Here is a 15558-nt window from a genome sequence, read left to right as displayed (position 1 = left end):
CCATATGTGTTAGGACGTCGATTTGCGTTTCTGGATTCAATACGGAACCTATGCGGCGAGCGCCTTTCTGATTCGTTTGAGACTTGCGTGTTCGCGAGCCCCTAGCTCCTGGGCCCATAGTGACACATAGAACTCCTCAAGCAGCCAGCGTGCGTTCTGGACACGTATCATCGCCGCTTCGCGGTTCGGTCCCGCCGGTTCCGCCTCGGCAGCCTGGCGGGACCGATCCACGAGTGTCCTGGCCTCCTCTGCCTGCCATGCCCATCGTACGTCGCGGTTCTTGTCCGATTTTGCCTTCTGCAGTCGCAAAAGATCGGCATGAAGGTAGCGTTCTATGTTGGGCAGTGCCTGAGGGGGTGTCTCCCCGATGAAACCGGGGTGAACCAGGGAAGCGATATGCTCACGCACGGATTGCAGCACCGAAAGCATGGGAAGTTCCGCCTTGCCGCTGCATGCGGCATCCACTTGCGCGCATCTCTTGAGAATGGCGATTACATCATGACAAACGTCGTACACCGCGTCTTCGAAGCGATTTTCGCAGTCCGTCACAGCCTGCGCCAGCGCCGTGTCGTCCCTGAAGGAGACGATGTCTGGAAGCAGCCGTTTGACCGCGGCAAGTTGCAGGTCATCGGTCAGCTTCTTCGTGGACTCGTACGGGGCAGCTGCGAGCATCAACGCCTCATTGCTCAGCCATCGGGAGGAGATGCGCTCGCTGGGCAGGCGCAGGGTTTCCAGCGCCGCCTTCCACAGCATCGATGAACGCGACTCCGTGGTTGCGCCCGATCGATGCAGGAGGTTGGCCTGCCTTACGACCTTGCCTTCGGAACGGGCCTGGCTCGCCTGCTTGGCGATGACCTTGCGAGCCGAGGCCTCGGCTTCACGGGCGAAGGTGCGCTGCAGCTCGACCAGGGATTTTCCTGTGCCCAGCACCTTGAGCCTGTTCCCGCCGCCCATACGTCGACGGTTCGCATTGCTGTTTTTGCCTGTGATCGTATCCTCCACGCTGAATGTGACGCGCAAGTAAGATTGGAGTTTTTCCTTCAACTGTCCGTTGATGACTTCGGGGTGAATCTGGGCGTCAAGGCATGCGACCGCCGCGGCCGTGAAGACATGTAGAAAGTCGGGCCAGTCCGTTCCTGCTTCGCCAGGCGGAAGGTTTGGCTTTCCATCCTCACCCGATCCGGGCAGATCGGGGAAGTGCTCATCGATGTAACCGCGTATCCTTCGTGCGGCGTCGGGTGCAGGGACGAACTGCACCCTGAGTGCTTTGGGAAGCGACTTGATCGTCGCAAGTATCAGTTCGTCCAACAGCCCGGGAACGTTCCATGTGAATTGCGCCGGCGTCAGTCGGGACAGGGTTTTGATGGGCACGTGCACCGTTACGCCGTCTGCCGGGTCGCTCGGGTCGTATATATAGCTCAGCCGCAGATCAAGCGCCGATCCGTCCGTGCCCAGGGTGTGCCACCTGTCAGGGTAGTCATTCAGACTTATGCTCTCGGTGCTTTTGAGCCTGTCCACATCGCCGGGGTCGAACTCAAGCTCGGTGAGGTCGCTGCCCGAGGCCTTGAGCCCCTTGACCCATTTGGCCAGATCGGCCACGGAAGTGATGTTCTGGGGTATCAGCTTGTTGTAGAAGTCGTACAGGTCCTCGGAGCTCACCGATTGCGATATCCTGCGCGTACGGCTGGCGTCGTCGGCGGCCTCGGAAAGGACCTTGCGATTGCTTTGCACGAAAGCATCGAAGCTGAACCGCTGCTCGACATCCCCCTCTACCAGTCCTTGTCGTATGAGGAAATCGCGGGCTTCGGGCGGATTGATGCGCCCCCATTGCACCGGACGATCCTGGACTATGGGCAGCCCATACAGCAGGACCTTCGAACTTGCAATGGCGCTGCCTCTCGAACCCGACCAGTGTGGTTCGGCGTAGGTGGTTCTGGTCAGGCCTTTTGCAAGAGGCTCCGCCCAAGCGGGATCGATTTGCGCACAGTACCGTGCCCATAAGCGTGACGTCTCCGTCAAATCCGTGCTCATCACCCATGCAGGCGTGGTTTTGACCACGGTGGAGGCCGGGAATATGGCGAATTTCGTGCCCCGTGCGCCCTGATATTCGTTTTTGGCCTGTTTCTTGGCCTGTTTCATCGCACGTGCCTTCGCGGGTCCTTTGAGCCCGGCGAAGTCCGATGCCTTGGGTTCGCGCGTGACCTGCATCCCCATCATGGAGAGCAATCCTGAGAGCATGGAGGTGTGGATGCCCTGGCTATCCCAGGAGCGGCACAGAGAATGCGCCGGCTGTTGATTCGTGGGCAACGTGGTGACCGTATCGTCCGGGCGGGAGATAGGCTGTGCGGTGCCCACCTTATAATGCATCTGTCTGCACATGTCCTGCAGTTGGTTCACCAGATCGCGCCACTGCCGCATCCGGATGAAACTGAAATATTCGGTCTTGCAGAAGCTCCGCAATCGGGCGTTCGAGATTTTGCCATCCGGTCCGAAAACGGTGTCCCAGATGTTGAGCGCGGTGAGGTAGTCGCTGGTCTGGTCGGCATATCTGTTGTGTATGTGGTCGGCCTCTTCACGCACCTCCTCGGGTCTCTCCCTTGGATCCTGCAGGCTCAGGAACGCGACGACCACGAGCAACGCAGCCAGCGTATTTGCTGTGGTGGTATGCGCGGCTTCGATGATCATGCGACCCAGGCGTATGTCTATGGGGATGCGTGCCAGTTGCCGTCCGATGGCTGTCAGAGTGGCTTCGCCGTGGCTGCGGTTGATTGCGCGAAGTTCGGTGAGCTCATTGAAACCGTCTGCCACGGAACGGGTGTCAGGAGGGTCGATGAAGCCGAAATGCGTCACATCGTCGGTGTTGCGGGCGACCCCGACGGAAAGCATGTGCAGCACCACGGCACCCAACGAAGTGCGCAGAATCTCCGGTTCCGTGAACTCCGGTCGCGACGCAAAATCCTCGGGGGAGTACAGACGTATGGCGATGCCGTCGGCTATGCGGCCGCAACGGCCTGAACGCTGGTTTGCACTGGCCTGGCTGATGGCCTCTATAGGTAGACGCTGTACCTTAGCACTTTTGGAATAGCGGGAGATGCGCGCCTCGCCTGGGTCCACCACATAACGGATGCCTGGTACCGTCAATGAAGTTTCGGCTACGTTGGTGGCGATCACGATACGTTGGTGGTTATGCGGTTCGAAGACGCGGTGTTGTTCCTTGGCAGACAGGCGGGCATACAGTGCAACGATCTCAATGGCATCCGGGCGGTGCATGTCGCTGGTCCGAGCGGCGAAATGACGGCGGATTGCGGTCTCATATTCGCGAATGTCACGCTCGCCGGAGGCAAACACCAGGATGTCGCGAGGTCCGCGGTCGTGTGTGGAATGAATCACCAGCTCGGCACATGCCCGCGCCACGGCGCGTGACATATCCTGTGAGGCAACTTCGTCAGAGCCTGTGGGGTCGGAGACACCGTCTATCTCTCCGTCGGCATTGGGCAGCGTTCCGTCCGAAAAACCGGGCACATGACGCATCAGCGCAGGCACGCCGCCCAGAGGCTCGTAGACCACCTGAACAGGATAGGTACGTCCCGACACTTCGATGACCGGTACCTTGGCGTGCAGCGCACGACTGAAATGCTCTTGGAATTTCACCGAATCGATCGTTGCCGACGTGATGACAAGCTTCAGGTCGCGTCGTCTAGGGAGCAGCGCCGTGAGGTAGCCCAGCAGGAAATCGATGTTGAGACTTCGTTCGTGTGCCTCGTCGATGATGATGGTGTCATAGCGGTTGAGCTCAGGGTCGTGTTGAATCTGCGCCAGAAGAATGCCGTCGGTGACGATGCGCAAGCGCGTCTTCGCGGAGCTTTCGTCGGTGAAGCGTACCTGATAGCCGATTTCGTCACCAAGTCTCGTCCCGGTTTCCTCGCAAAGGCGTTCGGCCACCGTCCGTGCCGCAAGACGCCGAGGTTGTGTGTGCACGATTTGCCTGCCATGCGTCCCGCGGCCCATTTCGAGCAGCATCTTAGGAATCTGCGTGGTCTTTCCCGACCCGGTCTGGCCTGAAACGATGACGACCTGGCTCTTTTGGACCGCCTGCACGATGTCGTCCCGCGCAGCGCTGACGGGGAGCTCTTGGGGGTAACGATATTTCATGCGTCGCCATCCTCTGTGCGACTCGGGTCCTGTGGTGTCCCTTCGCGTGCGTCGTCACCGTTCTGCCTTGCAGGAACCGGGGTCGTTCGTGCTATTTCGATTACACGGTACCCTTTGGAACTTGAGTGCTTGCCTACCATGAATGTGGGTCCGAGCGCCGTCTGCAGCCACGGTGTCAGCGAATCCGCTCCCAGGTTTTTCTGTACCACGAGATAGGCACGGCCGTTGTGGTTGAGCCGCGGTAGCCAGGCCATAAGCAATCTGTGAAGCTCGTCTTTGCCGACGCGTATCGGGGGGTTCGACCATATCAGGTCGAACCCCAGTTTTTCTGGGACATCCTGTGCTGTCACGGCTCTGACGTTAGGTAGACCGATTGTCCGCGCGTTCCGCCTGGTGAGTTCAAGGGCTCGTTCGTTCACGTCCCAGAGCCAGATCGTCGCTTCGGGGCGTTCCAGGGCCAATGCGAGCGAAAGGGGTCCCCATCCGCAGCCAAGGTCCAAAAAGGAACCGCGGTGGGGTGGTTCAGGGGCATGCTTGAGCAGTACGGAGGTGCCCAGATCGAGTCTGTGCGCCGAGAACACACCGTTCGACGTCTCCACCTGCGTGTGATGTCCACGGAGGTCCACATTCAGCCGCCGGCGTATGTCCTCGGAATCAGGAGCCGGTGCGAAATACTGCCCACCGTGTGCGCCCTGCCTGTGTTCCGTCATGAACTTCCCCCTGTGTTGTCTGCCAAAACCATCATAATGATAGTCAATCCAACATATTACAGTGAGGCGCTTTTGACCCAAGACAAAAACGAAGAGGACGTGTCCCGAGACGAGAACGGCACGACGCAGGACGACGATGTGCTTGCGAGCGAAAGCGACGTGCTTCAGGACGCTCGAACACGACCGGGCTCGGCGGCGTTCGCGATGGATGCGGATGATGAGCAATGGCAGGAGCGCCAGTCGCGCAACGAGCTGAGACACGTGACCGGTTTGGGCGAGTTGCAGGACGTCAGTGAAGTGGAGTATCGGCAGGTCCGTTTGGAACGTGTCGTCCTAGTGGGCGTGTGGTCGAACCGCGAGACCACGGCCGGCAAGGCCGAGGAATCGTTGAGAGAGCTGGCGGCGCTCGCCGCCACGGCCGGGGCGCAGGTCTGCGACGGCGTACTGCAGCATCGTTTGAAACCGGACGCGGCAACCTACGTGGGTCGTGGCAAGGCGAAGGAAATAGCTGGAATCGTGGCACGCGAAGAGGCCGATACGATCATCGTTGATGGTGATCTGGCACCAAGCCAGCGTAGGGCGCTTGAGGATGCGACTAAGGTCAAGGTGGTCGACCGTACCGCAGTGATTCTCGACATTTTCGCGCAACATGCTACAAGCAGGGAAGGCAAGGCCCAAGTGGAGCTAGCCCAGCTTGAATACATGCTTCCACGTTTGCGCGGTTGGGGCGCATCTCTTTCCAGACAGGCGGGCGGGCAGGCCGCGGGAGTCAACGGAGGTATAGGGTCCAGAGGGCCTGGTGAGACCAAGATCGAGATGGATAGGCGTGTCATTCGCACCCGCATCTCTCGGCTCAAGCGACAGATCGCCGACATGACACCGTCGCGTGAAGTCAAGCGTGGCTCCAGGAGGAGAAACGATGTACCTACGGTCGCTGTCGTCGGATACACCAATGCGGGTAAGTCGTCGCTTACGAACCGCCTTACTGGTGCCAAGGAGCTGGTGGAGAACGCCCTGTTTGCGACACTTGACACTGCGGTCAGAGGTGCCAAGGCCCGCGATGGAAGGCTATACACATATGTGGATACCGTGGGTTTCGTGCGCCGTCTGCCGACGCAACTCGTCGAAGCGTTCAAGTCGACGCTTGAGGAGGTGGACCAGGCGGATGTGATTCTCCACGTGGTCGATGCATCCTACCCCGACCCATTCGCTCAGATCAGGGCCGTGGATGAAGTGTTGGCCGATATCGATGGTGCGGAGCGGATACCGAGGGTGCTTGCGTTCAACAAAGCCGATCTGGTGGCTCCGGAGGTATTGGAGCGCCTCCAGAGTCTGATGCCGGAGGCGTTTCTGGTCTCCGCGATGACGGGTGAGGGCCTTGGCGATGTGAGGATGGCGGTCGAATCCTTACTGCCTCAGCCCGAGGTGAGCGTCGAGGTGCTGCTGCCTTACACCGAAGGCTCGTTGATATCCGAAGTGCGCCGTTTCGGGGTGGTGGACGATTTGCGGTATTTGGACGACGGTGTGAAAGTCAAGGCCCGGGTCGGCAGCAGGCTGGCCGCAAAGCTTATGAATCGAGCCATAGGGTGAGAGCCGCATGCGACGACCGGTTTTCGGCAGGCGCCATGCTTGTGAACGTCGTGTGTCTCATTCCGCAGGTGCCTGGATCGGTCGATTCCTTCGGCGCGTCGCCGTCTGAGGTTCGCCGGGACGACTTCTCGTGTGGCTGCATGCTTGATTGCTTGCTTAATTGATTGGCTGCCTCGGCAGGGGCCGGATGGCCCGTGCCATCGAGGGACATGCATTATGGGGCCTTTTTGCTATTGTTGAAGGGTAGGTGGCCATTGGTGCGGTTGTTGCTGTAAAGTGATTGATGTAACAAGTGCGGGTAAACGGCGTCATCATGAACAACATTGCCCCACTGGTCGCTGTACGTCATTCAGGGGTTTGGGTGCTCCTGTGACTGTAAAGGAATAGAGGTTTCAAATATGGTACATTCAACTATCAGGCCAACGAAGCTTGCGGTAATCGGTGCCGGCGCGGTCGGATCGACGCTTGCTTTCACTGCTGCGCAAAGAGGGGTTGCGCGTCAGATCGTACTTGAGGACATCAATAAGGAGCGTGTCGAGGCCGAGGTCCTTGACATGCAGCACGGCTCCAGTTTTTATCCGACGGTTTCCATCGATGGCTCTGATGACGTCGAAATCTGCCGAGACGCCGACATGGTCGTCGTCACCGCAGGCGCAAGGCAGAAGCCGGGGCAGACGCGGTTGGATTTGGCCGGTGCCACCATCAACATCATGAAGTCGATCATCCCTTCGGTCATTAAGGTCGCGCCGAACGCCATCTATATGCTTATCACCAACCCGGTGGATATCGTCACTCAGGTCTCCCTCAAGCTTTCGGGAATGCCTGCGAACCAGATGTTCGGTTCCGGCACGAATCTCGATTCGGCTCGTCTGCGTTTCCTTATCGCGCAGCAGACAGGCGTGAACGTCAAGAACGTCCATGCCTACATCGCGGGTGAGCACGGAGATTCCGAAGTGCCGCTGTGGGCCTCTGCCACCATCGGTGGGGTCTCCATGTGCGATTGGAAGGAATTGCCCGGCCATGATCCATTGGATGACGCCAAGCGTGAAGAGATTCACCAAGAGGTCAAAAACGCTGCATACCGCATCATCAACGGCAAGGGTGCGACGAATTACGCCATCGCGATGTCGGGTGTCGACATCATCGAGGCCATCCTCGACGACACCAATAGAATCCTGCCGGTTTCCTCCTGGTTGGATGATTTCCACGGTATCTCCGGGGTCTGCATGTCCGTGCCGACTCTGCTCAACCGTTCCGGCGTCAACTCACGCATCAACACTCCTGTTTCTGACCATGAACTCGCTGCGTTGAAGCGTTCTGCCGAGACGCTTAAGGAATCCGCCGCCCAATTCGGTTTCTGAGATCATTGTGTTTTGCATGTGGTCATGGGCTCTGTATGGCAGTCCCCATGGCCGCATCTGTATTTGGCCGTAGGTGGGATGCCGTTCTTGTGGGTTGTACGGTGATGAGGCGTGCGTCGCGAGGATGCGGATTCACACACGTTCCCAAGCCCTGCTACACAGGGTAGGTTCGATTGCGGTCATCGCAAGTATTGCTTCCGCCGTTATCTTCGGTCGCCACTTTCGACGTCGTCGGTGTATAGTCGGCAGCATGTAGGGTAGCCGTCCTGTCATGCTTTATGCTGAGGCGACGGGCAGTGGGCAATGCGCGTTTTCAGGTGTCGTCGATATTTTTGGGGTGGTTGTTATGACTGATTCTTCGGATCAAGCGGTTGACGGAGCGCCTCATCGTCCGTTCCAAGAGGAGGATGAAATCAATGCCGCGCGCGGGTATCAGACCCGTCTGGGCGTCGCCTTGGCGCAGACGTTGCTGGTCCTGGTCGCTGAGGTCATCGGCTCCGTGGTTACCGGTTCACTCGCATTGTTGGTTGACAGCGGGCATATGCTCACCGATGTCGCGGTGCTTGCCGCTTCGACCGTCACCGCGTTTTTGCGGAGACGTAAACCCGACAAAAGGCTGACTTGGGGTTATGCTCGGCTGGAGGTCATCACTGCCGGGCTTGGTGCCTTCGTTTTGATGGTTGTCGGCATATATGCCTTCATCGAGGCGATGATGAGGTTGTTCGGTTTCTCTCAGTCGGAAGCGCACAGCGATGGGCTTCTTTTCGGATTCGGCCTGCTTGGTCTGTTTTCCAACCTTGTTTCGGCGGTGTTGCTTTCCCGTGGCAAAAACGACAATCTCAATATGAAGGCGGCTTTTCTTGAAACCGTGAATGATACCTTGGGTTCATTGGCGGTAGTTGCGTCGGCGGTGGTCATGATGACTACGGGGTGGGGACGGTTTGACGCGCTTGCCGGTGCTGTCATCGCAGTGATGATGATTCCCAGGGCCTTCGTGCTGATGCGTGATGCACTCAAAGTGCTTCTCGAAGAGACCCCGGAGGATCTGGACCTTGATGAGGTGCGCAGGCATATCGAAAAAGTTGATCATGTGGTCAGCGTCCATGACCTGCATGCAAGTACGGTGGCGACCGGGACCCCGACGCTGAGTGCCCATGTGGTCGTTGAAAAGGGTCTGAGCGAATCGCAGGATGCCGAAATTCTCCGTAGTCTCCATACCTGCTTGGTCGAGCATTTCCCTGTTTCGGTTTCGCATACGACGTTCCAGCTGGAACCGGAAGGGTATAGCCGTTCAACCAAGGAATATGCCCATCGTTGATCGCGGAACGCATCCTTCGATGAAAACGGTACGACCTTGACATTGTGCCGTCCCTGCATCATGGTGAATCGAACAGTAGATGGTGAATCGTGCCATAGTGTCCGCGCCTGTACCGCTTGCCCTGCCATTCTCGGTGGGTCGCCCATCAGCACCAGTCAGCGGTGTCTGATATCCGCCAATAGGCATCCGAATGTACCGGTATACGGCACTCCATCAGACTTTACGCAGTACCGTCACGACTTTTCCCATTATGGTTGCGTAAGTTCCGTCTATCGGTGAATAGGCCGGATTGTGCGGCATCAGCCAGACATGGCCGTTGTCGTTGCGAAACGTTTTTACGGTTGCTTCGTCGTCAAGAAGAGCTGCGACGATATCGCCGTTCGCAGCTTCCTTCTGCTCCCTTACTACGACGTAATCACCGTCGCAAATCGCGGCATCCACCATTGAATCACCGTGCACCTCCAACATGAAGAGATTGCCTCGGCCTGTCAGTCGTTCGGGCAGACGCATTACGTCCTCGACATGCTGTTCTGCCGTGATTGGCGTTCCCGCAGCGATCCTGCCAACTAGCGGAATGTCGTGGGATTGGGTGATTGCGCTGTCTTCACTGAAAAAGTCAGGGAAGGACAAGATCGTTGCGTTGGTGGTCGAGGCAGCGGTCTCGCCTGAGTCTGCGCCCCCACTTGCGGGTGCGGTGGAAGGTGAGTCATCGATGAGCTCGATTGCCCTTCCTTTATTGGCGTTCATTCTGATATACCCCTTTTCCTCCAGCGCCTGAAGCTGATGTCGGACGGAAGAGGTGCTTTTGAGCCCAGCCTCGTCACCGATTTCTCTGAATGATGGTGCGAAGCCTTGTTTTTCCACGTGGCGGCGGATGGCCGAAAGGACCTTGGATTGCCGCTCGGTAAGTGAGTCGCGGTCGGCTGCATTCGTATCTATGAACTCGGCCATGACATCGGTCTTTCGGGCATCGCGTGCTTCCGGTTCGCGCGTATTTTTGTCGTACCTTGGATTGAAGGGTATGGTGCTCACGGTGATCCTTTCGCTTTCAGCTTCATGATAACGTAGACGCAGGAGAAAATCAAACAGATGTTCGAAAGGCTCTTGCATAACTCGAACAAATGTGCGAATATAAGAACAAGTATTCGATAGCACAAATGTTCGAAAGGTGGTAAGGATGTCTTATACGGTCACGTCAAAAGGATTGTGTTCAGTGCGCAACGATGGGCAGAGCGACGAGGACCAGACCAACACCGATGTGCGAACCGCCATCGTGAGGCTGTTCGCCATCGTTGCTGCGGTGCTTGTGCTTATTGTGTCCATGGCGAGTTGGTCAGGTGTCACGAGTCGTTCTCAGGCCGTTGCCGAGGAGCCCGTGCAGTTGGTCAGTTATACCGTGCAACCGGGGGACACCTTATGGTCATATGCGGAGAAGATCACGCCTCAAGGGGGAGATGTATCCGAAAACGTGAATCGGCTCATCGCAATCAATGGTCTGGATTCGACATGGCTGGAACCGGGACAGAAATTGCAGGTCCCTGTCCGCTGATCGAAGATGTCGGCGTTGTGGCGTTGTGTCACTCATGTGTAATGTAGGACAACTGCGAGCGTTATCGGTTTTTGGCCTTGTTTTCTCGTGTTGGCGCTATGGTTGGGAATATGCATTGTCCTTTTTGCCAAAACTCCGATACCAAGGTCGTCGATACGCGTTTGAGCGATGACGGCCATGCCATACGGCGTAGGCGGGAATGTCCCCACTGTGGGAAACGCTTTACGACGGTAGAAACCACGATGATGCTCGTGACCAAACGTTCTGGAAGCGTCGAATCCTTCGACAGAGACAAGGTTATCAATGGCGTGCGTAAGGCCTGTCAGGGGCGGCCTATCAAGGAAGAGGATCTTAAGCTTCTGGGTCAGCAGGTCGAGGAGAGCTTGCGTGCCCAAGGATTGGCACAAGTCGATTCACGGGATGTAGGTAAGGCGATTCTTGAGCCGTTGCGCGAACTTGATGAGGTCGCGTATCTTCGTTTCGCCAGCGTCTATCAGAATTTCGAAGGACTTGACGATTTCCAGAAGGCCATAGACAACCTACGCTCCGAGCAATCCGTCTCGCAGTGATCCGAGCCTGAGGTCGGTCGTGAGGCATCGCTGTGACGGGCCCGAACAGCGCGACGGATGATGATGGTGATTCATATTGATGGATCTTGAAGATTTTCCGTGAGGGACGTGGTTGATGAGGGTTGGAATCGTGGTCGGCATCACAACGAGACGTTTGCTTTGTCCTCAAGGCTTTGCGCGATGATGAGCTTTTGTGTAGGCCGTGTCATGGCGACGTAAATGTCGGATGCCGCGCTTTGTCGCGAAGCTGCCTCCTCTTCCATCAGACCGGGTTGGATCAACACCGCTGCGTCGTATTCAAGGCCCTTTACGCTTTGCGTATCGCAAATGACGATTCTTTCGTCCAGCGTCGGCCCACCATTTTCGTTACTGTATGCTGACTTTCGATTCCCGAGTATCTCGTTGTCCTTGAGCCTGGCTGTGACACTTTCCAGTAATTGGTTCGGGGCAATGATTGCGACGAGTCCCATGCCATCGTCGTCTGAGAGGAATTCGTCGAACAGACCCGCGGTGATGTTCGGTATATCGTCGAGGAGATCCTTCACGTCATCATATTCCCGCCGTTCCACGGCGTTTGGTATATCACGTACGGCCTTCGTGGTGGATATGTACAGTCCTTCGGACTTGGCGAAGGCACTGGCCAGGTTAGAAACCTGCTTTGGATTGCGGTAGTTGATCGTAAGCTCGTTGAGGTCCCAGCCTTCCTCGCCGAAGAGTCTGGTCATCGTCTGTTCCCAATGGCGCGTTCCTCCCAACGAAGCAGTCTGAGCCACATCACCTACCACCGTGAACGAGCGTGAGGGGCATCTGCGCAGCAGCATACGCCAATCCATCGCCGTAAGTTCCTGTGCCTCATCCACGACGACATGTCCATAGGCCCATTCACGGTCAGAAGACGCTTGTTGGGCAACGGCTTCAGGGTCGGTCCCGTTGATGTTGTCCACCAACATCGAGGAAGTGATGATTCCGGATCCCAAGCCGGTCTGGGCGAGTGTTTCCGCTGCGAATTTTTCCTCTTCCTTGCGTTGGGCTTTCGCAGCCGCGTCCTTTGCTGCCTGTCTTGGGTCCGGCCCCAAAAGCTCCATGGCCTCATCGATCAAAGGGATGTCAGAAATCGTCAGGGGTGAGCCCTTGGGGCGTACGAGAACCTCGATTTCCCTGTCCGAAAGCCACGGGGCGAAACGACGCAGCTGCTGAGGTTTGGAGAACATCTGGTCGACGAGCCAGGTGGCCTGCATCGGCAGCCAGCAGAGGTTCAAGGTCTTGCGTAGGTCGTCGTCAAGCTTGAGTTGGTTGTCGACGTCGGTGATTTCATCGTGTCCGGGTTCGTAGTCGAGTTGCTCGACGTAGTGCAGTCGCATCGTGTGAAGCGCGCTTTTTACGAATGTCGTCCGTGCCGTGTTATGGGGCTGCCGGGCGTGGCGGGCGTCATCGATGGCCTGTTCAACATCCGCCGTTTTGAGCGCTATGGTGAATCCGTTGATTTTGACCGATGGAAGGGACGCTGGTATGCGTTCACGTTCTGCAACGGCGTTGGCTATGGCGGTTGCCATGCGTTTTTGACCTTTGAGTCTGGCAGCCTGTGGGTTGTCCTGCAATGTCGTCCGTATTCCCGGAAGCAGCGTGCCTATGGTTCGCGAAACCACGCCTGTCTCTCCGAGCGAGGGAAGGACCTGATCGATGTAACGCAGGAACTGGTTGCTGGGACCGATTATGAGGACTCCGGAGTTCTGCAGCTTGCGTCTGTAGGTGTAGAGCAGGTAAGCCGCTCGGTGGAGGGCGACCGCGGTCTTTCCGGTTCCAGGCCCGCCCTGAACCACCACCGCACGGTCAAGTGGGGACCGGATGATGCGGTCCTGTTCGGCTTGGATGGTGGACACGATGTCGGTCATCTTGCCGGTGCGCCGCGAATCAAGGGAAGCCATCAATGCGCCTTCGCCGGTCAGCGTTCCCGATTGCTGGGCCTGGTTGACTTGGGATGAGTGAACGTCAAGCACTTCGTCTTCCACGCCTATGACTTCCCTGAAACGCAAGGTGATGTGACGCCTCATGACGGTGTCTCCATGGTGCTTCGGTGTGGCCTCGTAGAACGGCCGTGCCGCGTCCGCCCGCCAGTCGGTGAGCAGCGGGTTGTGTCCCTCATCCGAAAGACCGATGCGGCCGATGTACCTTTGTTCGCCCGAGGCGTTGTCGAGCCTGCCGAAAATCAGACGGTCCTCCACTGCTCTGAGTTGGGTCAACCGGTCTTCGTACATCGTGGCGAATGAGTCCCGTTCGGTGCGCATGGTCGGTGAGCCATGCGCACCGGCCGCCCGTACGGCGTTCAGTCTGGTGCGCGTTTCGTCACGAAGCGCGTCAAGTCGCTGGTATGCATGCGTGACGGCGACCTGTTCCTCATGTATCTGGGATGAGCAATTCGGCATCTGTTTCCTTTGATTTTTCGACATTTAAGGCATTCAAATATACTCCGAACCCATTACATGCGTAGAAATCCGCATATTTCTTTTTCCGTACTGCCTCCGCAATTGACGGCATGAATAAATGACGTAAAAAAATACCGACATTTTTACGTAAAAGTGGTAGATTATGGGGAAGAGTGGGGTAAAGTGGAGTATTGTTTGTAAGGTGTTCGCTGGGGGAATGGAAACGCAAGTGTGAGAGGAGGCGGAAATGGTCGAACCAAGCGATGTACATGGCGAAGGCGACCGTGGCGCTTCGAGTGTTTCCGTTCAACCCCCGGAACGTGCCGCTTTCGATTCGACGGTTGGTCAATCCGCCGAGACGGAAGGTCTCCCTTTGCTGTTGGGTACCTACGCTCCGAAGATCGATATCAAAGGGCGTGTGGCTCTTCCGGCCAAGATGCGTGCGCAGCTTGGGTCGGGTCTCGTAATTTCAAGAGGGCAGGAGCGTTGCGTATATCTGTTGCCTCACAGCGAATTTCGCAGGATGGCTGCGCGTATCCAACATATTTCGGTTGGAAATAAAGCCGCCAGAAATTATCTGCGCGTCTTCCTTTCGGGTGCCGTGGATCAGGAACCAGACAAACAGGGCAGGGTGCTTGTGCCTCAGATGCTGCGTGATTACGCCTCGCTGGGCGACGATATCGTCGTCATCGGTGTGGGGACGCGCGCCGAGATCTGGAACAGGCAAGCCTGGGAGTCCTACCTGCAGGCACAGGAACAGGGTTATTCCGACATCGCAGATGACGTCCTTCAGGACATGGATTGGTGATACGAGCATGGACATCGACAACATTCATGACCCGGTTCTCCTTCAGGATTGCGTTTCCTTGGTGGCGCCGGCACTCAGGAAACCCGGAAGTATCGTGGTCGATTGCACTCTTGGCCTTGCGGGCCACGCCTCGGCATTTCTTCAGGCAGCGCCCGAGGCCAGACTCATCGGTATCGACAGGGACGCTCAGGCACTCGGTCTGGCATGTGAGCGTATGGATCGATTGGGTTTGTCGGATCGTTTCACGCCGGTTCATGCGGCCTTCGACGAGCTTACCGAAGCATTGCTGCGCCTTGGGGTCGAACACGTGGAAGCGGTGTTCATGGATCTGGGACTTTCCAGTCTGCAGATAGACCGGAATGACCGTGGTTTCTCCTATTCGCACGATGCACCGCTCGACATGAGAATGGATCAGACTCAGGAACTGACGGCGCAAAGGGTCCTGGCGGAATACAGCGAAGATAATTTGACGCGCATTTTCCGTGATTATGGAGAGGAAAAATACGCCCGGCCCATCGCCCATGAAATCGTGGGTCAGCGAGGTGCGCATCCTTTGCATTCCTCCCTGCAACTCGATGAGTTGGTCGATCGAGTGATACCTCGATTCCACCGTTCCAAGGGCAATCCGGCCAAACGTGTTTTCCAGGCTTTGCGCATCGAAGTCAATGGCGAGCTCGACAAGCTTGCCCGCACCTTGCCTCAGGCCGCCATTCGGTTGTCGGTCGGTGGTCGGATCGTCGTGGAGTCATACCACTCCCTGGAAGATAAGACGGTCAAGTCCTTCATGGTGCAGGGGTTGCATGACGATGTGCCGGAAGGACTGCCTGTGGTTCCCGAAGATGCCAAACCATTTTTCAAGGAATTGACGCGCGGGGCGAAGAAGGCCAATGAGGTTGAGATCGAACATAATCCTCGTTCGGCATCGGTCCGGTTGCGCGGGGTGGAGCTTATCCGTCCGCTTCCTGAGCGCTGGAAAACGCGTTATGGGGAGCGGGCACGGCATGACGACGAGACGAGCATCAAGCGTGGAAGCGGGAAAAACATCGGTGCGAACAAAGGGAGAAGATGATGGCGGTAA

General features: G+C 57.2%; 11 protein-coding genes. 7 read left to right on the top strand and 4 right to left on the bottom strand.

Features of this window, described 5'->3' with window-relative positions; translation table 11 throughout:
• Nucleotides 1-48 precede the first annotated feature (48 nt).
• Entirely contained in the window at nt 49-4152 is a 4104-nt protein-coding gene (locus BBOMB_RS02995) for a DUF3418 domain-containing protein (RefSeq protein ID WP_044087211.1), read from the bottom strand.
• Nucleotides 4149-4862: a class I SAM-dependent methyltransferase gene (locus BBOMB_RS02990; RefSeq protein ID WP_081867255.1), complete on the bottom strand. Its 714-nt coding sequence runs from the start codon at nt 4860-4862 to the stop codon at nt 4149-4151. The genes BBOMB_RS02995 and BBOMB_RS02990 overlap by 4 nt, the downstream gene beginning before the upstream one ends.
• Before the next feature lie 36 nt (nt 4863-4898).
• Between BBOMB_RS02990 and hflX the strand changes: the two genes are divergently transcribed.
• From hflX to BBOMB_RS02975, 3 genes are all read left to right on the top strand, one after another.
• The gene (gene hflX, locus BBOMB_RS02985) at nt 4899-6452 is read left to right on the top strand and encodes a GTPase HflX (protein ID WP_081867378.1); all 1554 of its coding nucleotides are present in this window, start codon (nt 4899-4901) and stop codon (nt 6450-6452) included.
• Nucleotides 6453-6850: 398 nt separating this feature from the next.
• Nucleotides 6851-7813 (top strand): L-lactate dehydrogenase, encoded by a 963-nt coding sequence (locus BBOMB_RS02980; RefSeq protein WP_044087212.1) that lies wholly within the window; start codon nt 6851-6853, stop codon nt 7811-7813.
• 346 nt (nt 7814-8159) lie between these two features.
• The gene (locus BBOMB_RS02975; protein WP_081867377.1) at nt 8160-9131 is read left to right on the top strand and encodes a cation diffusion facilitator family transporter; all 972 of its coding nucleotides are present in this window, start codon (nt 8160-8162) and stop codon (nt 9129-9131) included.
• 213 nt (nt 9132-9344) lie between these two features.
• Here BBOMB_RS02975 and lexA read toward each other — a convergent pair whose 3' ends face one another.
• Nucleotides 9345-10082 (bottom strand): transcriptional repressor LexA, encoded by a 738-nt coding sequence (gene lexA / locus BBOMB_RS02970; RefSeq protein ID WP_044087419.1) that lies wholly within the window; start codon nt 10080-10082, stop codon nt 9345-9347.
• A 226-nt stretch (nt 10083-10308) separates the two neighbouring features.
• Between lexA and BBOMB_RS08270 the strand changes: the two genes are divergently transcribed.
• Together BBOMB_RS08270 and nrdR are read left to right on the top strand one after the other, a co-directional pair.
• Nucleotides 10309-10680: a LysM peptidoglycan-binding domain-containing protein gene (locus tag BBOMB_RS08270; RefSeq protein ID WP_052377378.1), complete on the top strand. Its 372-nt coding sequence runs from the start codon at nt 10309-10311 to the stop codon at nt 10678-10680.
• 110 nt (nt 10681-10790) lie between these two features.
• Complete coding sequence (gene nrdR, locus BBOMB_RS02960; RefSeq protein ID WP_044087213.1) at nt 10791-11249, top strand: transcriptional regulator NrdR; 459 nt, start codon at nt 10791-10793, stop codon at nt 11247-11249.
• Nucleotides 11250-11389: 140 nt separating this feature from the next.
• Here nrdR and BBOMB_RS02955 read toward each other — a convergent pair whose 3' ends face one another.
• Nucleotides 11390-13672, bottom strand: coding sequence for a HelD family protein (locus BBOMB_RS02955; protein ID WP_044087214.1), 2283 nt, complete (start codon nt 13670-13672; stop codon nt 11390-11392).
• Between the two features lie 247 nt (nt 13673-13919).
• On the opposite strand from BBOMB_RS02955, the gene mraZ reads away from it, so the two are divergent.
• Together mraZ and rsmH are read left to right on the top strand one after the other, a co-directional pair.
• Nucleotides 13920-14480, top strand: coding sequence for a division/cell wall cluster transcriptional repressor MraZ (gene mraZ, locus BBOMB_RS02950; RefSeq protein ID WP_081867253.1), 561 nt, complete (start codon nt 13920-13922; stop codon nt 14478-14480).
• 7 nt (nt 14481-14487) lie between these two features.
• Nucleotides 14488-15549: a 16S rRNA (cytosine(1402)-N(4))-methyltransferase RsmH gene (gene rsmH / locus BBOMB_RS02945; protein WP_044087422.1), complete on the top strand. Its 1062-nt coding sequence runs from the start codon at nt 14488-14490 to the stop codon at nt 15547-15549.
• Nucleotides 15550-15558: the final 9 nt, after the last annotated feature.

Source organism: Bifidobacterium bombi DSM 19703, from assembly GCF_000737845.1.
GTDB classification, from domain to species: domain Bacteria; phylum Actinomycetota; class Actinomycetes; order Actinomycetales; family Bifidobacteriaceae; genus Bifidobacterium; species Bifidobacterium bombi.
Note: the sequence above shows the minus strand (reverse complement) of the source record. Positions and strands in the feature narration are given on the sequence as shown.

Coding starts and splice junctions, on each gene's coding strand:
- rsmH (WP_044087422.1), top strand. CDS start 14,488: ATGGACATCGACAACATTCATGACCCGGTTCTCCTTCAGGATTGCGTT.
- BBOMB_RS02995 (WP_044087211.1), bottom strand. CDS start 4,152: ATGAAATATCGTTACCCCCAAGAGCTCCCCGTCAGCGCTGCGCGGGAC.
- hflX (WP_081867378.1), top strand. CDS start 4,899: ATGATAGTCAATCCAACATATTACAGTGAGGCGCTTTTGACCCAAGAC.
- BBOMB_RS02980 (WP_044087212.1), top strand. CDS start 6,851: ATGGTACATTCAACTATCAGGCCAACGAAGCTTGCGGTAATCGGTGCC.
- mraZ (WP_081867253.1), top strand. CDS start 13,920: ATGGTCGAACCAAGCGATGTACATGGCGAAGGCGACCGTGGCGCTTCG.
- BBOMB_RS02955 (WP_044087214.1), bottom strand. CDS start 13,672: ATGCCGAATTGCTCATCCCAGATACATGAGGAACAGGTCGCCGTCACG.
- BBOMB_RS02990 (WP_081867255.1), bottom strand. CDS start 4,862: ATGACGGAACACAGGCAGGGCGCACACGGTGGGCAGTATTTCGCACCG.
- nrdR (WP_044087213.1), top strand. CDS start 10,791: ATGCATTGTCCTTTTTGCCAAAACTCCGATACCAAGGTCGTCGATACG.
- lexA (WP_044087419.1), bottom strand. CDS start 10,082: ATGGCCGAGTTCATAGATACGAATGCAGCCGACCGCGACTCACTTACC.
- BBOMB_RS02975 (WP_081867377.1), top strand. CDS start 8,160: ATGACTGATTCTTCGGATCAAGCGGTTGACGGAGCGCCTCATCGTCCG.
- BBOMB_RS08270 (WP_052377378.1), top strand. CDS start 10,309: ATGTCTTATACGGTCACGTCAAAAGGATTGTGTTCAGTGCGCAACGAT.